At 63.3% G+C, this 19,561-nt stretch carries 20 protein-coding genes; 9 read left to right on the forward strand and 11 right to left on the reverse strand.

The genetic code is table 11. From position 1 onward, the window contains the following. From folX to ACL9RJ_RS09920, 3 genes are all read left to right on the forward strand, one after another. The gene (folX, locus tag ACL9RJ_RS09910) at window positions 1-372 is read left to right on the forward strand and encodes a dihydroneopterin triphosphate 2'-epimerase (RefSeq protein ID WP_042935429.1); all 372 of its coding nucleotides are present in this window, start codon (window positions 1-3) and stop codon (window positions 370-372) included. Window positions 373-482: 110 nt separating this feature from the next. Further along, window positions 483-779 (forward strand): DUF1244 domain-containing protein, encoded by a 297-nt coding sequence (locus tag ACL9RJ_RS09915; protein WP_017126501.1) that lies wholly within the window; start codon window positions 483-485, stop codon window positions 777-779. After that, window positions 772-1,110 carry a HopJ type III effector protein gene (locus ACL9RJ_RS09920; RefSeq protein WP_177085522.1) on the forward strand — a complete coding sequence of 113 codons (339 nt, stop codon included), beginning with the start codon at window positions 772-774 and terminating at the stop codon, window positions 1,108-1,110. Before ACL9RJ_RS09915 ends, ACL9RJ_RS09920 begins: the two co-directional genes overlap by 8 nt. Window positions 1,111-1,275: 165 nt before the next feature. On the opposite strand, the gene trxB is transcribed toward ACL9RJ_RS09920, so the two are convergent. Then, a complete protein-coding gene (trxB, locus tag ACL9RJ_RS09925) occupies window positions 1,276-2,238 on the reverse strand; it encodes a thioredoxin-disulfide reductase (protein ID WP_017126503.1) in 963 nt (320 codons plus the stop codon). 314 nt (window positions 2,239-2,552) lie between these two features. Between trxB and cysZ the strand changes: the two genes are divergently transcribed. Next, window positions 2,553-3,308, forward strand: coding sequence for a sulfate transporter CysZ (cysZ, locus tag ACL9RJ_RS09930; protein ID WP_017126504.1), 756 nt, complete (start codon window positions 2,553-2,555; stop codon window positions 3,306-3,308). Window positions 3,309-3,347: 39 nt separating this feature from the next. Here cysZ and ACL9RJ_RS09935 read toward each other — a convergent pair whose 3' ends face one another. Further along, window positions 3,348-3,926, reverse strand: coding sequence for a hypothetical protein (locus ACL9RJ_RS09935; protein ID WP_017126505.1), 579 nt, complete (start codon window positions 3,924-3,926; stop codon window positions 3,348-3,350). A gap of 138 nt (window positions 3,927-4,064) precedes the next feature. Here ACL9RJ_RS09935 and ACL9RJ_RS09940 point away from each other — a divergent pair, with 138 nt between their 5' ends. Then, window positions 4,065-5,285: a glycosyltransferase family 4 protein gene (locus tag ACL9RJ_RS09940; protein WP_422765188.1), complete on the forward strand. Its 1,221-nt coding sequence runs from the start codon at window positions 4,065-4,067 to the stop codon at window positions 5,283-5,285. Here ACL9RJ_RS09940 and ACL9RJ_RS09945 read toward each other — a convergent pair. The 3 genes from ACL9RJ_RS09945 to ACL9RJ_RS09955 form a co-directional block, all read right to left on the reverse strand. Then, window positions 5,254-6,357, reverse strand: coding sequence for an NADH:flavin oxidoreductase (locus ACL9RJ_RS09945; protein WP_422765189.1), 1,104 nt, complete (start codon window positions 6,355-6,357; stop codon window positions 5,254-5,256). The genes ACL9RJ_RS09940 and ACL9RJ_RS09945 overlap by 32 nt on opposite strands. 156 nt (window positions 6,358-6,513) lie before the next feature. Next, window positions 6,514-6,996, reverse strand: a complete 483-nt coding sequence (locus tag ACL9RJ_RS09950; RefSeq protein WP_042935431.1) for a glutathione peroxidase — start codon at window positions 6,994-6,996, stop codon at window positions 6,514-6,516. Between the two features lie 135 nt (window positions 6,997-7,131). Beyond that, window positions 7,132-7,617, reverse strand: coding sequence for an FKBP-type peptidyl-prolyl cis-trans isomerase (locus ACL9RJ_RS09955; protein WP_008000574.1), 486 nt, complete (start codon window positions 7,615-7,617; stop codon window positions 7,132-7,134). Between ACL9RJ_RS09955 and ACL9RJ_RS09960 the strand changes: the two genes are divergently transcribed. From ACL9RJ_RS09960 to ACL9RJ_RS09970, 3 genes are read left to right on the forward strand one after another with little or no spacing between them, the layout of a single operon-like run. Next, window positions 7,586-7,924 (forward strand): DUF3565 domain-containing protein, encoded by a 339-nt coding sequence (locus ACL9RJ_RS09960; RefSeq protein ID WP_083875339.1) that lies wholly within the window; start codon window positions 7,586-7,588, stop codon window positions 7,922-7,924. The two genes, ACL9RJ_RS09955 and ACL9RJ_RS09960, sit on opposite strands and share 32 nt — an antisense overlap. A gap of 56 nt (window positions 7,925-7,980) precedes the next feature. Next, entirely contained in the window at window positions 7,981-10,080 is a 2,100-nt protein-coding gene (pta, locus tag ACL9RJ_RS09965) for a phosphate acetyltransferase (protein WP_017126509.1), read from the forward strand. Then, on the forward strand, window positions 10,081-10,986 hold the full coding sequence (locus ACL9RJ_RS09970) for an acyltransferase (RefSeq protein WP_178991123.1): 906 nt from the start codon (window positions 10,081-10,083) through the stop codon (window positions 10,984-10,986). It abuts the gene before it with no gap. Between the two features lie 214 nt (window positions 10,987-11,200). On the opposite strand, the gene cysN is transcribed toward ACL9RJ_RS09970, so the two are convergent. The 3 genes from cysN to ACL9RJ_RS09985 form a co-directional block, all read right to left on the reverse strand. Next, entirely contained in the window at window positions 11,201-13,099 is a 1,899-nt protein-coding gene (gene cysN / locus ACL9RJ_RS09975) for a sulfate adenylyltransferase subunit CysN (protein ID WP_177085514.1), read from the reverse strand. Window positions 13,100-13,112: 13 nt separating this feature from the next. Next, window positions 13,113-14,030: a sulfate adenylyltransferase subunit CysD gene (gene cysD / locus ACL9RJ_RS09980; RefSeq protein ID WP_177085512.1), complete on the reverse strand. Its 918-nt coding sequence runs from the start codon at window positions 14,028-14,030 to the stop codon at window positions 13,113-13,115. Window positions 14,031-14,187: 157 nt separating this feature from the next. Further along, entirely contained in the window at window positions 14,188-14,946 is a 759-nt protein-coding gene (locus ACL9RJ_RS09985) for a Nif3-like dinuclear metal center hexameric protein (protein ID WP_017126513.1), read from the reverse strand. A 101-nt stretch (window positions 14,947-15,047) separates the two neighbouring features. On the opposite strand from ACL9RJ_RS09985, the gene algW reads away from it, so the two are divergent. After that, complete coding sequence (algW, locus tag ACL9RJ_RS09990) at window positions 15,048-16,208, forward strand: Do family serine endopeptidase AlgW (protein WP_017126514.1); 1,161 nt, start codon at window positions 15,048-15,050, stop codon at window positions 16,206-16,208. Window positions 16,209-16,290: 82 nt separating this feature from the next. Here algW and hisC read toward each other — a convergent pair whose 3' ends face one another. The 3 genes from hisC to hisG form a co-directional block, all read right to left on the reverse strand. After that, window positions 16,291-17,343, reverse strand: coding sequence for a histidinol-phosphate transaminase (gene hisC / locus ACL9RJ_RS09995; RefSeq protein WP_017126515.1), 1,053 nt, complete (start codon window positions 17,341-17,343; stop codon window positions 16,291-16,293). Beyond that, window positions 17,340-18,677, reverse strand: a complete 1,338-nt coding sequence (gene hisD / locus ACL9RJ_RS10000; RefSeq protein ID WP_177119263.1) for a histidinol dehydrogenase — start codon at window positions 18,675-18,677, stop codon at window positions 17,340-17,342. The genes hisC and hisD overlap by 4 nt, the downstream gene beginning before the upstream one ends. Before the next feature lie 141 nt (window positions 18,678-18,818). After that, window positions 18,819-19,454, reverse strand: coding sequence for an ATP phosphoribosyltransferase (gene hisG / locus ACL9RJ_RS10005; protein WP_017126517.1), 636 nt, complete (start codon window positions 19,452-19,454; stop codon window positions 18,819-18,821). Window positions 19,455-19,561 lie beyond the last annotated feature (107 nt).

Consider the following 19,561-nt stretch of genomic DNA (forward strand, 5'->3'; position numbering starts at 1 on the left):
ATGCCACAACTTCAACCGGGAATGGCCCGGATCCGGGTCAAGGACCTGTGCCTGCGTACCTTTATCGGTATCAACGAGGACGAGATCCTCAACAAGCAGGATGTGCTGATCAACCTCACCATCCTCTATGCCGCCCAGGAAGCCGTGCGCGACAACGATATCGACCACGCATTGAACTACCGCACCATCACCAAGGCGATCATCCAGCATGTGGAGGGCAACCGTTTCGCCCTGCTCGAACGCCTGACCCAGGAGTTGCTGGACCTGGTCATGAGCAACGAGGCGGTGCTCTACGCCGAGGTCGAAGTGGACAAGCCCCATGCCCTGCGGTTCGCCGAGTCGGTGTCGATCACCCTGGCGGCGAGCCGCTGAGGCCTGCCGTTGAAACCAGCCGTTGAAACCTGGAGTTGCCTGGCATTCGGCACGCCAGGCTCTTATCATCGCGGCCTATCGTCTACTGCCCTTCACGCACAGAGCCCACCATGACCGAGCAAGAACGCCTCGAACTCGAAGCCGCCGCCTTCCGCCGGCTGGTCGCCCACCTGGACAGCCGCAAGGATGTCCAGAACATCGACCTGATGAACCTCTCCGGCTTCTGCCGCAACTGCCTGTCCAAGTGGTACAAGGCCGAAGCCGACGAGCGCCAGATCGCCCTGAGTCTCGATGAGGCCCGTGAAGTGGTCTACGGCATGCCCTATGCCGAGTGGAAAGCCCAATACCAGCAAGAAGCCAGTGCCGAACAACAGGCGGCATTCGCCAAAGGAAAACCCCATGACTGACCTGAATACCCTGCGCGCCAGCCTCGACAGCGGCGAGCATGTCTTTGCCGACACCCTGGCGTTTGTCGCCGCCGGCTACGATTACCAGCCACAGGCCTTCAACAACGGTGGCGTGGAAAACGCCGCCGGGCAGAACGAAGGCTCGTGCAAGACCCTCGGCCTGGCGTTGCTCGAAGGCCTGAGCGACCAGCAGGCGCTGCTGGCCTTCGGCGAGCACTACCGCTCGGTACTGGCCACTCCCGAGGGCAGCGACCACGGCAATATCCGCGCCCTGATCAAGCACGGCCTGGCCGGTGTGAAATTCGCCGCGCAGCCGCTGACACGCCGCTGATCACAGCTCCTGTGGGAGCCGGGCTTGCCCGCGAATGGAACACTGCGGTCTCCCTGGAGAAATACCGCGCCGGCACTGCCGCCTTCGCGGGCAAGCCCGCTCCTACAAGGAAATGGATGCACAAAAAAACCGGCCTCGCGGCCGGTTTTTTTATTGGGAGGTCGCTCAGAACGAAGCGTTCTGCAGACCGTCCAGGTAACGCTCGGTATCCAGTGCGGCCATGCAGCCGGCGCCGGCCGAAGTGATCGCCTGGCGATACACGTGGTCAGCCACGTCACCGGCGGCGAACACACCTTCGACGCTGGTCGCGGTGGCATTGCCGTCACGGCCGCCCTGCACCACCAGATAGCCGTCTTTCAACGCCAGCTGGCCTTCGAACAGCGAAGTGTTCGGGGTGTGGCCGATGGCGATGAACACACCGTCGACCTTCAGTTCGTCGGAGCTGCCGTCGTTGTTTTTCAGGCGGGCACCGGTCACGCCCATGTTGTCGCCCAGGACTTCGTCCAGGGTGGCGTTGAGCTTGAGGATGATCTTGCCTTCGGCGACGCGGGCATGCAGCTTGTCGATCAGGATCTTCTCGGCGCGGAAAGTCTCGCGACGGTGGATCAGGGTCACGGTGCTGGCGATGTTGGCCAGGTACAGCGCTTCCTCGACGGCCGTGTTGCCACCGCCGACCACGGCGACCGGCTTGTTGCGATAGAAGAAACCGTCGCAGGTGGCGCAGGCGGAAACGCCCTTGCCCATGAACGCTTCTTCCGAAGGCAGACCCAGGTAACGGGCGCTGGCGCCAGTGGCGATGATCAGGGCATCACAGGTGAAGGTGCCGCTGTCGCCCACCAGGGTGTAGGGCTTCTTCGCCAGGTCCACCGCGTTGATGTGGTCGAAGATGATTTCGGTTTCGAAGCGCTCGGCGTGTTCACGCATACGCTCCATCAGCGCCGGGCCGGTCAGGCCGTGCACGTCACCCGGCCAGTTGTCGACTTCGGTGGTGGTGGTCAACTGACCGCCGGCCTGCATGCCGGTGATCAGCAGTGGCTTGAGGTTGGCGCGAGCCGCATAGACCGCAGCGCTGTAACCGGCAGGGCCGGAACCGAGAATAATCACTCGCGAATGGCGTACTTCAGACATGACTCACTCCTATCGACCGCCCGTGAGGCACCGGGGCGGAGCGCCGGCAAACCGGCTGGAATAAAAAAGGACTGCGACAGCACTTGGGGAAGGCTTTTAGCACACAGTCCTGAAAAATAATGGTGTGCAGCGTATCGAGAGCGCGAAGATTAAGGAAATACGCAATAACAATCCAGCTCATAGCAGGTCTCTATCCTGAAGGACGTTCTGCGCAAAGCCGTTATCGCTGAAAACGTTACCGCAAATGTCGGCCCTTTCACCGCCTGTGCAAAGCCGGTAAGGTCGGCGCGTTTTCCCCTGCTTCGGAGCCCGTTATGCCCGCACCCGTCATGTCCGGCCCGCAATACCTGCGCGAGGGCCTCAAGCTGGTCCTGAGCCCGGGCCTGCGACTGTTTGTCCTGCTGCCGTTGCTGATCAACCTGGTGCTGTTCGTCGGATTGATCTACTTCGCCGGGCATCAGTTCAGCCTCTGGGTCGATCACCTGATGCCGACCCTGCCCGGCTGGCTGAGCTTTCTCAACTACATCCTGTGGCCGCTGTTCGTGGTGCTGGTGGTCCTCATGGTGTTCTTCAGCTTCACCATGCTGGCGAACATCATCGCGTCCCCTTTCAACGGTTTTCTCGCGGAAAAGGTCGAAGTGGTGGTGCGCGGTACCGACGACTTCCCGGCCTTCAGCTGGGGCGAACTGCTGGCGATGGTGCCCCGCACCCTGGCGCGGGAAATGCGCAAGCTGGGCTACTTCCTGCCACGGGCCATCGGCCTGTTCATCCTGTCCTTCATCCCGGTGGTGAATATCATCGCCGCGCCGTTGTGGCTGCTGTTCGGCGTGTGGATGATGGCGATCCAGTACATCGACTACCCGGCCGACAACCACAAGCTGGGCTGGAACGAAATGCTCGCCTGGCTGCGGCAGAAACGCTGGCAGAGCATGAGTTTCGGCGGGATCGTCTACCTGGTGCTGCTGATCCCGGTGGTCAACCTGCTGATGATGCCGGCGGCGGTGGCCGGGGCGACCCTGTTCTGGGTCCGTGAGCGCGGGAACGAGGCGCTGGTGCAGCCTTCGCGCTGAACCGCTGACGCCGGGGGCCGGATGCCCCCGGCTCGCGACTCAACGCAGAACGGCAAATGTACCGAGGAGTATCAACAGCCACATGATCGCACCCGGCACGATCACCAGGTAGTTGATCCAGCGCAAGCCCGCATTGCCTTCGCCCCGCGGATCGTCACTGGCGACGTTGATCGCCCGCTGGCCCTGCCAGGTCACCGCGGCCTGGACGAACACCAGCATGACGCTGGTCACTTCCAGCAGCGGGCCACCCAGCTTGTTCCTGACCATCACCTCCAGCAGGTTGCTGAGTACGCCGAGCACCACGAACAGGGTCGCCCAGAGCGACGCATCCCAGGCATGGCCGCGACCGCCGGCCAGAATGCTCTTGTCGACATTGCGATACAGCGCATGGACGAAAAAGATCGGGAACAGGCCCCGGGCCACCGGCCAGACATCGAGGTTGGCCGCCCGCTTGTACAGGCTCCAGTTCTTGTAGGACCAATAGATCTGGTACAGGCCGAGACTGAGGATGAACAACACGAAGAACTTGGTGCGCGAGACCACGTAGAACCGGCCCGAGGCCTGGCCTTGTGGTGCACTCAGATCCGCCAGCGGCGGGGCATAGATATTGTCGGTCACGGAATCTCCTTGAAAGTGGTGGACATCCCCCGGTTAACGGCGCCTTGACCCGGATGTTTAGGACAAAAACGGCCCCCCGTCACAAATCCATCACCCAACTGCCACGGTGTCGCAACGGCCTGGCGCGATACTGCAAGCATGACGACAGCTCTGCATATCACCCTGATTACCGAAACCTTCCCGCCCGAGATCAACGGGGTGGCCAACACCCTTGGTCGCCTGTGTGACGGTCTGCGCGCCCGCGGTCACCAGATCGAGCTGGTGCGGCCACGCCAGAGCTGCGACCAGACCCGCCCCAGCGATACCGAGCTGCTGCTTTGTCGTGGCTGGCCGCTGCCGGGTTATCCCGGGCTGCAATGGGGACAGTCGTCGATGCACAAGCTGCTGCGCCGTTGGAAGCGCCAGCGCCCGGATGTGCTGTACATCGCCACCGAGGGACCCCTGGGTCTGTCCGCACTGCGTGCCGCCCGGCGCCTGGGCATTTCGGTGGTCAGCGGTTTCCACACCAATTTCCAGCAATACTCCAACCAGTACGGGCTGGGGATGCTGACGCGCTTGCTGACCCATTACCTGCGCTGGTTCCACAACCGCTCCAAATTGACCCTGGTCCCCAGCGTCAGCCAGCGCCTGGAACTGGAGCGGCGCCACTTCGAACGCCTGGAACTGTTGTCCCGGGGCGTCGACAGCCAGTTGTTCCACCCGGCCAAGCGACTGAACGAGTTGCGCGAAAGCTGGGGGCTGGCCCAGGACGATATCGCGGTGGTGTATGTCGGACGCCTGGCGACCGAGAAAAACCTCGGCCTGCTGGCCCGCGCGTTCCGCACTTTGCAGACGACTTATCCACAGCGGCTGATGAAGCTGGTCGTGGTCGGTGACGGTCCGCAGCGCGTTGCCCTGGCCAGGGATCTGCCCGAGGCGATCTTCTGCGGGACCCAGCGCGGCGAAGCACTGGCGGCCCACTACGCCTCAGGGGATCTCTTTCTGTTTCCGAGCCTGACCGAAACCTTCGGCAACGTGGTGCTGGAGGCATTGGCCTCGGGGCTGGCGGTCGTCGCCTATGACGAGGCGGCCGCCGCCCAGCATATCCGCCATGGCTACAACGGCGTGCTGGCAATGCCCGGGGACGAGGAAGCCTTCTGCGATGCGGCCTGCTGGCTGCTCGAAGGCCGGGAAACCCTGCGCAATGTGCGCCTCAACGCCCGCCAGCATGCCAGCCGGCAGGGCTGGGGGGCGATCGTCGAACAGTTCGAGAAGCAACTGCGCGGGGCCTGTGAGGCGGAGCATGGGCAACCCCATGCGCCAGCCGCCTCCAAGGTGGATCTGTCGCTTACGCCAGGCTCATCAGGGCGTCACGGCTGAAGGGCAGGATGTCCTGCTCGCGACCATCGCGCACTTTCACCGCCCAGTCCGGGTCGACCAGCAACGCACGGCCTACCGCCACCAGGTCGAACTCGTCGTTGTTCAGGCGTTCGAGCAATTTCTCCAGGCTGGCCGGCTGGGCCACCTTGTCGGTATTGACCATGAACTGCAGGAACTCGCCGTCCAGGCCGACGCTGCCCACGGTGATGGTCGGCTTGCCGGTGAGCTTGCGGGTCCAGCCGGCCAGGTTCAGTTCGGAACCGTCGAACTCGGGCTCCCAGAAACGTCGCGTCGAGCAGTGGAAAATATCCACGCCGGCGTCGGACAACGGCTTGAGGAACTCGCCCAAAGCCTCCGGGGTTTGTACCAGGCGCGCGCTGTAGTCCTGCTGCTTCCACTGGGAGAAACGGAAGATGATCGGGAACGCCGGTCCCACCGCGGCACGGACGGCCTGGATCAATTCGATGGCAAAGCGCGAACGGTTGGCCAGGCTGCCGCCGTATTCGTCGGTGCGCTGGTTGCTGCCTTCCCAGAAGAACTGGTCGATCAGGTAGCCGTGCGCACCATGGATCTCGACGCCATCCATGCCGATGCTCTGGGCATCGCGGGCGGCCTGGGCGAACGCCGCGATCACTTCCCGGATATCCTGGTGGGTCATGCCATGGACCACGACCTGGCCGTCCTTGAGCTTTTCGCTCGGGCCATAGCCGGGAACGCTGGCGTCCGGCTCGGTCCCCAGGCGGCGCACATTGCCCACGTGCCAGAGTTGCGGAACGATCCTGCCGCCCTCGGCGTGCACGGCATCAACCACCTTCTTCCAGCCGGCCAGGGCGGCTTCACCGTAGAAATGCGGCACATTCGGGTAACCGTTGGACGCCAGGTGGCCGACGGTCGTGCCTTCGGTGACGATCAGGCCGACGCCCGCCGCCGCGCGCTTGCGGTAGTACTCGATGACTTTCGAATTGGGTACGCCACCCGGGGAGAACGAACGGGTCATCGGGGCCATCACCACGCGGCTCGGCAACTCCAGGGTGCCGAGGTGGAAAGGTTTGAACAGGGCTTTGACCGGCATCGGAGATACTCCACGGTTGAAGGGGGAATTTATGATCAGGATAATATTCCGCCCGCGACGCGGTGCACAGCACTATTGATCTGAGTGATCAAGCTTCAGAAGTGTCAGGTCATGCGTGACTGCGGGAGCAGGGTCCGCTCCCACAGCAGGCCGGGATCAGGCCAGGGCCTTCTCGATGGCCTGGACCACCGTCGGATCGTCCGGTGCGGTACGCGGCGAGAAACGCGCGAGTACACGTCCGTCCTTGCCCAGCAGGAATTTTTCAAAGTTCCAGGTGATCTCCCCCGGGAACTCGGCGCCCTCGCCCGCCAGCAGGCGGTACAGCTGGTGCCGGTCGGGGCCGTTGACATCCAGCTTGCGGCTCAACGGAAAGCTCACGCCATAGTTGAGGCTGCAGAACTCGCGGATTTCCTCTTCGGTCCCCGGTTCCTGGCCGGCAAACTGGTTGCACGGCAGGCCCAGCACCATGAAACCCTGGCCCTTGTATTGCTGGTAGAGGTTTTCCAGCGCGGCGTACTGCGGCGTCAAACCACACTTGGAGGCAACGTTGACCACCAGCACGACATGCCCCTTGAAGGGTGCGAGAGGTAGGTCCTGGCCATCCAGCGCTTCTAGTGTAAGGTCGTGAAAAGCACTCATGACGAACTCCCGATATTCCCGTGTTACGTCTCGACATTGTTGCCCGACACCACGACCGGTTTCCAGATAAAAACCGCGGCGGACTAAAAAGGCGCCCGTGGGCGCCTTCCAACTACCAGAGCTTAGCAGCTGAAATCAGTGGTGATGGCCACCTTCGCCATGGACGTGACCATGAGCGATTTCTTCCTGGCTGGCGTCACGGATGGCGACGATCTTGACCTGGAAGTTCAGGCGCTGACCGGCCAGCGGGTGGTTGCCGTCAACGGTGACGTCGTCGCCGTCCAGATCACGAATGGTAACGATCTGCATCTGGCCATCCGGAGCGGAAGCGTGGAACTGCATGCCCACTTCCAGCTCGTCGACGCCTTCGAACATGCTGCGGCTCAGGGTGCTGACCAGTTCGGCGGCGTATTCGCCGTAGGCATCTTCGGGTTCAACGGCTACGGTCAGCTCGTCGCCGACGGTCTTGCCTTCCAGGGCCTTTTCCAGGCCTGGAATGATGTTCCCTGCACCTTGCAGGTAGACCAGCGGCGCGCCGCCGGCAGAGCTGTCGATGACCTCACCAGCGTCGTTGGTCAGGGTATAGTCAATGGAGACAGCCTTATTGGCGGCGATCAGCATGGGGCGAGACCTTTTGCATAAGAATGAAGAACGGACAAGTCTAAACAAGGATTCGTCCGAAAGCGAACGGAACCCGGACGGACGGGCCACGACGAATCCGCCGACCGTCAGCGGTTTCCACCAGGACGAGGACGGACACTGGGTGGCCGAGCTCTCCTGCGGCCATACCCAGCACCTGCGCCACCAGCCGCCGTGGCAGTCCCGCGGCTGGGTACTGGATCCCGCCCGGCGCGCGGCAAGAATCGGCCAGCCCTTTGAATGTGGTTGGTGCGCACAGGGCTCGGTTAGCGCTAACCTTGGCGTCTGAATACCGCAGGGGGCCAGCCATAGGCCCTCGCACTTGCGCTCCCCTAGAGACTACGCATGCAAACTTTTTTTATCGCGCCCACCGATTTTGGTGTGGGTCTGACCTCGATCAGCCTCGGGCTGGTCCGTACGCTGGAACGCGCCGGCCTGAAAGTCGGCTTTTTCAAACCCATTGCCCAGCCCCATCCCGGTGACACGGGACCGGAGCGCTCGACAGAACTGGTCGCCCGCACCCACGGCCTCAAGCCTCCGCAGCCACTGGGCCTGGCCCACGTCGAGCGGATGCTCGGCGACGGCCAGCTCGATGAGTTGCTGGAAGAAATCATCACCCTCTACCAGCAGGCCGCCGTCGGCAAGGATGTGCTGGTGGTCGAAGGCATGGTCCCGACCCGCAGCGCCAGCTATGCCGCGCGGGTCAACCTGCACCTGGCGAAAAGCCTGGATGCAGAGGTGATCCTGGTTTCCGCGCCGGAAAACGAAGTACTCACCGAGCTGTCCGGCCGGGTCGAGTTGCAGGCCCAGCTGTTTGGCGGCCCCAAGGATCCGAAGGTCCTCGGCGTGATCCTCAACAAGGTGCGCACCGACGAGAGCATGGACGCCTTCGCCGCCCGCCTCAAGGAGCACTCGCCATTGCTGCGCAGCGGCGATTTCCGCCTGCTGGGCTGCATTCCCTACCAGCCGGAACTCAACGCCCCGCGCACCCGCGACGTCGCCGAACTGCTGGGAGCCCAGGTACTCAACGCCGGCGACTACGAAACCCGGCGCATGTCGAAGATCATCATCTGCGCCCGCACCGTGCTCAACACCCTGCAACTGCTCAAGCCGGGCGTGCTGGTGGTGACGCCGGGCGACCGCGACGACATCATCCTCGCCGTCAGCCTGGCCGCGCTCAACGGCGTGCCCCTGGCGGGCCTGCTGCTGACCAGCGATACCAAGCCCGACCCGCGTCTCATGGAGCTGTGTCGCGGCGCCCTGCAGGCCGGCCTGCCGGTGTTGTCGGTGAGTACCGGCTCCTACGACACCGCCAACCAGCTCAATGGCCTGAACAAGGAAATCCCCATCGATGACCGCGAGCGGGCGGAAATCATCACCGATTTCGTCGCCAGCCACCTCGATGCCCAATGGTTGCACCAGCGCTGCGGCACTCCGCGGGAAATGCGCCTGACTCCAGCAGTGTTCCGCTATCAGTTGATCCAGCGGGCCCAGGAGGCCAACAAGCGCATCGTCCTGCCCGAAGGCAGCGAACCGCTGACGGTCCAGGCCGCGGCGATCTGCCAGGCGCGGGGCATCGCCCGTTGCGTGCTGCTGGCCAAGCCGGCGGACGTCGAGGCGGTCGCCAAGGCCCATGGGTTCGAACTGCCGCCGGGCCTGGAGATCCTCGACCCGGACCAGATTCGCGGGCGTTATGCCGAGCCGATGGTCGCCCTGCGCAAGAGCAAGAGCCTCAATACGCCGATGGCCGAGCAGCAGCTGGAGGACACCGTGGTGATCGGCACCATGATGCTGGCCCTGGATGAGGTCGATGGCCTGGTGTCCGGGGTGATCCACTCCACGGCCAACACCATCCGTCCGGCCCTGCAACTGATCAAGACCGCGCCCGGCTGCACCCTGGTGTCGTCGGTCTTCTTCATGCTGTTCCCCGAGCAGGTGCTGGTGTATGGCGACTGCGTGATGAACCCGCACCCGTCGGCCACCGAGCTGGCGGAAATCGCCCTGCAGAGTGCCGACTCGGCACAGGCGTTCGGCATCACCCCGCGGGTGGCGATGATCAGCTATTCCAGTGGCGAATCGGCCAGTGGCGAGGAAGTCGAGAAGGTTCGCGAAGCGACCTTGCTGGCCCACGAATCCCAGCGCGACCTGTTGATCGACGGCCCGTTGCAGTACGACGCCGCCGCCAACGAAAACGTCGCCCGGCAGCTGGCCCCCAACAGCCAGGTCGCCGGCCGCGCCACCGTGTTCGTGTTCCCCGACCTGAACACCGGCAACACCACCCACAAGGCCGTGCAACGCAGCGCCGACTGCGTCAGCCTGGGGCCGATGCTGCAAGGCCTGCGCAAGCCGGTCAACGACCTGCCGCGGGGCGCCCAGGTGGACGATATCGTCTACACCATCGCCCTGACCGCGATCCAAGCCGCCAACAGACCTGTGGATATCTAGATGCTCGACTTTCTCCCCGCCCCGCTGCGAGGTGTGATCGCCTCGCTGCTGCTGGCCTTGAATACCCTCCTGCTGTGCTCGTTCCTGTTCTGCGTGGCGCTGCTCAAGGCCCTGCCTCTTGCCCTGACCCAGCGTTTCAGCGGCTGGTTGATGAACCATACCCATGAGGCCTGGATCAGTAACAACAAGGCCTGGATGCGCCTGGTCCGCGACACCCGCTGGCACCTCAGCGGCCTGGAGGGCCTGGACTACCAGCACTCCTACCTGGTGACCAGCAACCACCAGAGCTGGGTCGATATCATGGTCCTGCAGTACGTGCTCAACCGGAAGATCCGCCCGCTGAAGTTCTTCCTCAAGCAGGAACTGATCTGGGTCCCGGTGATCGGCCTGGCCTGGTGGGCCCTGGGCTTTCCCTTCATGAAGCGCTACTCCAAGGCGTACCTGGAGAAGCATCCGGAAAAGAAAGGCAAGGACCTGGAAACCACCCGCAAGACCTGCGCGAAGTTTCGCGACAACCCTGTAGGTATCTTCAACTTCGCCGAAGGCACGCGCTTTACCCCGGGCAAGCACGCGCAGCAGCAGTCACCCTTTCGTTATCTGCTCAAACCCAAGGCTGGCGGTATCGCCTTTGTACTGGATGCCATGGGCGAACAGCTGGAGTCCATCGTCAACGTGACCATTCACTATCCGGGCGGCAAGCCGGGATATTGGGACCTGCTGTGCGGCAACGTGCGAGAGGTGGTGGTGCACTTCGAAGAGCTGAAGATCCCGCCGCAGTTCATCGGCAGGAACTATGACCAGGACGGCGAGTACCGTGTGGCGTTCCAGGGCTGGATCAACCAGCTGTGGGAAAGCAAGGACGCGCTGCTCGAACAGATGCATCGCGACTATCCCGGCAAGCCCTGAGAAGCCGCCAACGTGCTCCTGTAGGAGCCGGCTTGCTGGCGATAAACGATAACGCGCAGTGCCTGATACACCGCGTCGCATGAATCGCCAGCAAGCCGGCTCCTACGGGTTCGTGGCATGTTCGAAACAATGCTGATCCGCGAAAGCGATCTACAGGACACAAAAAAGCCCGCGGCCGATCACTCGGCCGCGGGCTTTCTGTTGCGGCAGAAGCTTAGATCGCGCCGCGCTGGCGCAGCAGCTCCAGCACCTGCTTCACGCTGTCTTCCAGCGACAACGCCTGCGTATCGACCACCAGGTCGGCATTGAGCGGCACGTCGTACGGGAAGGACTCGCCCGGGATGTTGTCGCCACCGGCCGCGTACAGGCCCTGGGGATCACGTTCCTGGCAGGCCTGTGGCGATGCCTGGACATAGACGGTGAGCAGGCGCTCGCCACCGATCAGGGCCCTGGCCTGTTCACGACCTTCGGCATCCGGCGCAACGAAGGCGGCCAGGGTCAGCAGGCCGGCTTCGTTGAACTGACGTGCCACGTGGGCGGCACGACGCCAGTTCTCGGTGCGTCCGGCACGATCCTGCGGCAAGCCCTTGTTCAGGTCATGACGCAGGTTCTGGCCGTCCAGCACGAATACCGCGCGGCCCATGTCGAACAGCTTGCGCTCCACGGCATACGCCAGGGTGCTCTTGCCCGCGCCCGACAAGCCGGTGAACAGCACGGTCGCCGGCTGCTGGCCGAAGCGCTGGGCACGTTCCTCGGTGGCGACATGGGCCAGCTTGCCATGGTGCGTGGCGCTGCCATGGGCCAGCGGCTGGGCGACGATCATGCCGGCGCCGACGGTGCCGTTGGTCAGGCGATCGATGATGATGAACGCGCCCGTGGTGCGGTTGCTGTCGTAGCCATCCAGGGCAATCGGCGCGTCCAGGGCGATCCTGACCTTGCCGATCTCGTTCAGTTGCAAGGCACTGGCCGGGCCTTCCTCGAGGGTGTTCACATCGACCTTGTTGACGATGCTGGCAATCGACCCCGGCACGTAGCTGGTCGCGCGCTTGATGTCGTATTTCTTGCCCGGCAGCATCGGCTCCTCGGCCATCCAGACCAGCATGGCCTCGAAGCTGTCGGTCACCGGCGGCACATTGTCGGCATGCACCAGCAGGTCGCCACGGGAGATATCGATCTCGTCTTCCATGGTCAGGGTCACGGCCTGGCCCGGGCCGGCGTGCTCCAGTTCACCCTCGAAGGTGACGATGGACTTGACCCGGCTGCTCTTGCCCGAAGGCAGCACGACCACGTCGTCGCCCTTCTTGACGATGCCGCTGGCCAGGGTGCCGGCGAAACCGCGGAAGTTCAGGTTCGGCCGGTTGACGTACTGCACCGGGAAACGCAGGTCGGTGAAGTTGCGGTCGCCCGCCACTTCCACGGTTTCGAGGATTTCCATCAGCGACTGGCCGGTGTACCACGGCGAACGTTCGCTCTTGTTCACCACGTTGTCGCCCTTGAGGGCCGACATCGGCACGAAGTGCATGCTCGACGGCTTCATCTTCAGGCCTTCGGCAAACTTCAGGTAGTCGGCCTTGATCGACTCGAACACGCCCTGGTCGAAGTCCTTGAGGTCCATCTTGTTGATGGCGACGACGATGTGCTTGATGCCCAGCAGGGAGGCGATGAAGCTGTGGCGACGGGTCTGGGTCTGCACGCCGTAGCGGGCGTCCACCAGGATGATCGCCAGGTCACAGGTGGACGCACCGGTGGCCATGTTGCGGGTGTACTGCTCATGGCCGGGGGTGTCGGCGATGATGAACTTGCGCTTGGCGGTGGAGAAATAGCGGTAGGCGACATCGATGGTGATGCCCTGCTCGCGCTCGGCCTGCAGGCCGTCGACCAGCAGCGCCAGGTCGATATCGTCACCGGTGGTGCCGACTTTCTTCGAATCGCGGGTGATGGCTTCCAGATGGTCTTCGTAGATCATCTTGGAGTCGTGCAGCAGGCGCCCGATCAGGGTGCTCTTGCCGTCGTCGACGTTACCGCAGGTCAGGAAACGCAGCAGTTCTTTACGCTCGTGCTGGCCCAGGTAGGCGAGGATGTCCTCGCTGATCAAATCAGATTGATGCGACATGCTTAGACCCTGTTTAGAAATAGCCCTGACGTTTCTTGTCTTCCATGGAACCTGCGCCATCGTGATCGATGACCCGGCCCTGGCGTTCGGAAGTACGCGTCAGGAGCATTTCCTGAATGATGTCCGTGAGGGTTTCAGCCTCGGACTCCACCGCGCCCGTCAACGGGTAGCAGCCAAGGGTACGGAAACGCACCTTCTTCTTGACGATACGCGCCTTGTCCTCGTCGGACAGGTGCTCGAGGATCCGCTCGTCGTCGATCATGATCAGGGTGCCGTTCTTCTCGATGACTTCACGCTCGGCGGCGAAGTACAGCGGCACGATCGGGATGCCTTCGAGGTAGATGTACTGCCAGATGTCCAGTTCGGTCCAGTTCGACAGCGGGAAGACGCGGATCGACTCGCCCTTGTTGACCTTGCCGTTGTAGACGTTCCACAGCTCCGGGCGCTGGTTCTTCGGGTCCCAGCGGTGCTTGCTGTCGCGGAAGGAGTAGACGCGCTCCTTGGCGCGGGATTTCTCTTCGTCACGCCGCGCTCCGCCGAAGGCCGCGTCGAAGCCATGCTTGTCCAGGGCCTGCTTGAGGCCCTCGGTCTTCATGATGTCGGTGTGCTTGGCGCTGCCGTGGGTGAAGGGGTTGATGCCTTGCGCCACGCCGTCCGGATTCACATGGGTGATCAGGTCCAGGCCCAGTTCGGCGACCATCTTGTCGCGGAACGCGTACATCTCCTGGAATTTCCAGCGGGTGTCGACATGCATCACCGGAAACGGCAGCTTGCCCGGGAAAAACGCCTTGCGCGCCAGGTGCAGCATCACGGCGGAGTCTTTACCGATGGAGTACAGCATCACCGGGTTATCGAACTCGGCGGCCACCTCGCGGATGATATGGATGCTTTCCGCCTCCAGCTGTTTCAGATGCGTCAGTTTGTCGACCATGGCTACTCACGAAAAGCGTTCTTATGGACGGCCAGCGGGCCGTGTTCGAGCGAGGCATGCTAGCACAGCGACCTATTCTATTGAGGTGGCCAGCTAGATCGAAACGGTATAAGAATATACCGCAGTGTTTGGCCAGATCAGCTTTGCTCCCACAGGTTCAGATCGGATTCGGGCAATCGATGAACAGGTGTTCCAGGGCAAACCGCCGGGCCAGGTAGTCGCCCAGGGCCTGCACGCCATAACGTTCGGTGGCATGGTGACCGGCGGCGATAAAGCTGATGTCGTTTTCCCGGGCGCTGTGGAACGTCTGCTCGGACGCCTCGCCGCTCAGGTACAGGTCGACCCCGGCCAGCACCGCCTGGTCGATATAGCCCTGGCCGCCACCGGTGCACCAGCCGACCCGCCGGATCATCTCGCTGCCTTCGATCAGCAACGGCTCGCGCCCCAGGGCATCCTGGACCTTGCGGGCAAAATCCCGCGGGGTCATCGGTTCGCCGAGCGAACCCACCAGGCCGACGACTTTCGGGTTCTCGGGATCCAGCGGGCCTTCCACGGTGATATCCAGCTGCCGGGCCAGTTGCACGTTGTTGCCCACCTCCGGATGCAGGTCCAGCGGCAGGTGGTAGGCCAGCAGACTGATGTCGTGCTTGAGCAGGGTTTTCAGCCGACGCTGCTTCATGCCCACCACACAGGGGTCCTCGCCCTTCCAGAAATAACCGTGATGCACCAGGATCAGGTCGGCTCCGGCCTCGACCGCCGCGTCGAGCAACGCCTGGCTGGCGGTGACGCCACTGACGATGCGCGTGACCTGTGGCCGACCTTCGACCTGCAGGCCATTGGGGCAATAGTCGGCAATTCGCGAACTGCCGAGGAAGCGGTCCGCCTCCTCCACCAGGGTACTTAATGCAACGGCCATAAAAACTCCTGAATATCCCGTTCAGAGGCGCTCGCAGCCTCGTATAATGCGCGACATTATGGGCCGTCCGACATGGCCTGCAACCTCCCAGGACTTGCTCAATGCTCAAGGCTCTGCGTTTTTTTGGCTGGCCGCTGCTGGCCGGCGTGCTGATCGCTTTGTTGATTATTCAGCGTTACCCAGAGTGGGTCGGGCTGCCGAACCTGGATGTGAACCTGCAGCAAGCCCCGCAGACCGCGACTATCCAGCAGGGCCCGGTATCCTATGCCGACGCCGTGGACCTCGCCGCCCCGGCGGTCGCCAACCTGTACACCACGAAAATGGTCAACAAGAACAGCCATCCGCTGTTCGAGGACCCGCAGTTCCGGCGTTTTTTCGGCGATAACCTGCCCAAGCAGAAACGCATGGAGTCGAGCCTGGGCTCGGCGGTGATCATGAGTTCGACCGGCTACCTGCTGACCAACAACCACGTGACCGCCGGCGCCGACCAGATCGTCGTGGCCCTCAAGGACGGTCGCGAGACCCTGGCGCGGGTGATCGGCAGCGACCCGGAGACCGACCTCGCGGTACTCAAGATCGACCTGCCGAACCTGCCATCGATCACCATCGGCCGCTCGGACAAGATCCGCATCGGCGATATCGCCCTGGCCATCGGCAACCCGTTCGGGGTCGGCCAGACCACCACCATGGGCATCATCAGCGCCACCGGCCGCAACCAGCTGGGCCTGAACAACTACGAAGACTTCATCCAGACCGACGCCGCCATCAACCCCGGCAACTCCGGCGGCGCGCTGGTGGACGCCAACGGCAACCTGACCGGGATCAACACCGCGATCTTCTCCAAGTCCGGCGGCTCACAAGGCATCGGCTTCGCGATTCCGATCAATCTGGCGGTCGAGGTGATGAAGGCGATCATCGAGCACGGCCAGGTGATCCGTGGCTGGCTGGGTATCGAAGTGCAGCCCCTGACCCAGGAACTGGCCGAGTCGTTCGGCTTGAGCGGACGCCCGGGGATCGTGGTGGCGGGGATTTTCCGTGACGGTCCGGCACAGAAGGCCGGCCTGCAGCTGGGGGACGTGATCCTGAGCATCAACGGCGAGCCGGCCAATGACGGACGTCGTTCGATGAACCAGGTGGCGCGGATCAAACCGACCGACAAGGTGGCGATCCAGGTCCTGCGCAACGGCAAGGAGCTCAAGCTGATGGCCGAAATCGGCCTGCGTCCACCACAGCAGACGCCACCGCAGGAAGAAGAGAACTGAGTTGCTGTCGTTCCCACGTACGGTGTAGGAGCCGGCTTGCCAGCGCTAGCGGCGGTAAGCCGGCTCCTACAGGGTCAAGCCGTCAGAGATCGCCCAATGCATCGATCAGCGCCTGGTTCTGCTCCGGCGCACCGATGGTGATCCGCAGGAACTGCGCGATGCGCTCCTGCTTGAAGTGACGAACGATCACCCCCTGCTCACGCACCTTGGCCGCCAGCGCCGCCGCGTCGTGCCGCGGGTGCCGGGCGAAGATGAAGTTCGCCGCCGACGGCAGCACCTCGAAGCCCTTGGCCTGCAACTGCGCCACCAGCCACTCGCGGCTTTCGATGACCTTGTTGCAGGTCTGCTGGAAATACTCCCGGTCTTCGAACGCCGCCGCCGCGCCGGCAATCGCCATGCGGTCCAGCGGATAGGAGTTGAAGCTGTTCTTGATCCGCTCCAGGGCTTCCACCAGGTCCGGATGCCCCACCGCCAGACCGACCCGCAGGCCCGCCAGGGAGCGTGACTTGGACAGGGTCTGGGTCACCAGCAGGTTCGGGTAACGGTCGATCAGGCCGATGGCCGTCTCGCCGCCGAAGTCGATGTAGGCCTCGTCGACCACCACCACCGAATCGGGGCTGGCCTTGAGGATCTGCTCGACCGCCTCCAGTGCCAGCAGGCAGCCGGTCGGCGCATTCGGGTTGGGGAAGATGATCCCGCCATTGGGCCGGGCATAATCGGCGACGCGGATCTGGAACTGCTCGTCCAGCGGCAGCGCGGCGAAGTCGATGCCGTACAGGCCGCAATAGACCGGATAGAAGCTGTAGCTGATATCCGGGAACAGCAGCGGCTTATCCTGCTGGAACAGGCCGTGGAAAATGTGCGCCAGGACCTCGTCGGAACCGTTGCCGAGGAACACCTGGTTGGTCTGCACCCCGTAGTACTCGGCCACGGCGTGCTTGAGCAGGTCACCGTTGGGGTCCGGATACAGGCGCAGGTTGTCGTTGACCTCGGCCTTCATCGCCGCCAGGGCCCTCGGTGACGGGCCGTAGGGGTTTTCATTGGTGTTGAGCTTGACCAGCCGGGTCAGCTTCGGTTGCTCGCCCGGCACATAGGGCACCAGGTCCTTGACGAATTTACTCCAGAACTTGCTCATGCCTGTTTCCCCTGTTTGTTGTCATCGGCGACGATCCGGTATTCCGCGCTGCGGGCGTGGGCGGTCAAGGACTCGCCACGGGCCAGCACCGAGGCGGTCTTGCCCAGTTCGGACGCGCCCTGCTCGGAGCAGAAGATGATCGAAGAACGCTTCTGGAAGTCATACACCCCCAGCGGCGACGAGAAGCGGGCGGTGCCCGACGTCGGCAGGACGTGGTTGGGACCGGCGCAATAATCGCCCAGCGCCTCGCTGGTGTGGCGGCCCATGAAGATCGCCCCGGCGTGGCGGATCTGCGGCAGCCAGGCCTGCGGGTCGGCGACCGACAGTTCCAGGTGCTCCGGCGCGATGCGGTTGACCACGTCGATGGCCTGCTGCATGTCGCGCACCTGGATCAGTGCACCGCGGCCGTTGATCGAGGTTTCGATGATGGCGGCGCGCTCCATGGTCGGCAGCAGCCTGGCGATGCTCGCCGCCACCTGGTCGAGGAACACGGCATCCGGGCTGACCAGGATCGCCTGGGCGTCTTCGTCGTGCTCGGCCTGGGAGAACAGGTCCATGGCGATCCAGTCCGGATCGGTCTGGCCGTCGCAGACCACGAGGATTTCCGAGGGGCCGGCGATCATGTCGATGCCGACCTGGCCGAACACATGGCGCTTGGCGGTCGCCACGTAGATGTTGCCCGGACCGACGACCTTGTCGACCTTCGGCACGCTTTCCGTGCCATAGGCCAGGGCGGCGACCGCTTGCGCGCCACCGATGGTGAAGACGCGGTCGACGCCGGCGACGCAGGCCGCGGCCAGCACCAGTTCGTTGATCTCGCCGCGTGGGGTCGGCACCACCATCACCACTTCGGCGACACCGGCCACCTTGGCCGGGATCGCGTTCATCAGTACCGATGACGGGTAGGACGCCTTGCCGCCGGGGACATAGAGACCGGCGCGGTCCAGGGGCGTGACCTTCTGGCCGAGCACGGTGCCATCGGCTTCGGTGTAGCTCCAGGAATCCTGCTTCTGCTTCTCGTGGTAGCTGCGCACACGTTCGGCGGCCTTTTCCAGCGCCTCGCGCTGGGGCACGGTGATCCGGGTCAGGGCCAGTTCCAGGCGCTCGCGCGGCAGGATCAGGTCGGCCATCGAGGCGACTTCCAGGCCGTCGAAACGCTGGGTGAACTCGACCACGGCGGCATCGCCGCGCTCGCGCACGGCCTTGATGATATCCAGCACCCGCTGGTTGACCGAGTCGTCGGACACACTTTCCCAGCTCAGCAGATGATCCAGATGATGGGCGAAATCCGGGTCGGCAGCGTTGAGTCGGCGAATAGCGGTAGACGTAGTCATAGCGAGGGCCTCAATAATTGGCGAATGCTTGGGAACAGCAAATCTCAGGCGCCGCAAGACTACCAAGCCATCCGCGTGGGCACCTGAGAATTCTGGCTATGACACGGATAGATGGGCGCGGCTCAAGGCCGCGCATGTGAATCAGCTGCGGTGTCGCGACTCCACTGCCTTGCGCAGGGTGTCGATCAGGGACTGGATGCGGGCGTGCTGCATTTTCATCGACGCCTTGTTCACCACCAGGCGCGAACTGATGGTCGCGATCAGTTCCTGGGGCTCCAGGCCGTTGGCCCGCAGGGTGTTGCCGGTGTCGACGACGTCGATGATCTTGTCGGCCAGGCCGATCAGCGGCGCCAGCTCCATCGAACCGTACAGCTTGATGATATCGACCTGACGGCCCTGCTCGGCGTAGTAGCGCTTGGCGACATTGACGAACTTGGTCGCCACGCGCAGCCGGCCCTTGGGCTCCACCGCGCCGATGGCACCGGCGGTCATCAGCTTGCATTGGGCGATCTGCAGGTCCAGCGGCTCGTACAGGCCCTGGCCGCCGTATTCCATCAGCACATCCTTGCCGGCGACACCGAGATCGGCGGCACCATGCTCGACATAGGTCGGCACATCGGTCGCGCGAACGATCAGCAGGCGCACGTCGGCCTGGGTCGTCGGAATGATCAGCTTGCGGCTCTTGTCCGGATTCTCGGTCGGCACGATACCCGCTTCGGCGAGCAGCGGCAGGGTATCGTCGAGGATGCGGCCCTTGGACAGTGCAATGGTCAGCATGGGAAAACCTAGGTCCTTCAATTCAGGATATTGCAATACTCTAACAGACAGACCCGCGTCCCTTGTAGGAACCGGCTTGCTGGCGATTGCAATCTGTCAGTCAACCT

It is taken from the genome of Pseudomonas sp. Mn2068 (genome assembly GCF_049319725.1).
Lineage (GTDB): Bacteria > Pseudomonadota > Gammaproteobacteria > Pseudomonadales > Pseudomonadaceae > Aquipseudomonas > Aquipseudomonas gingeri.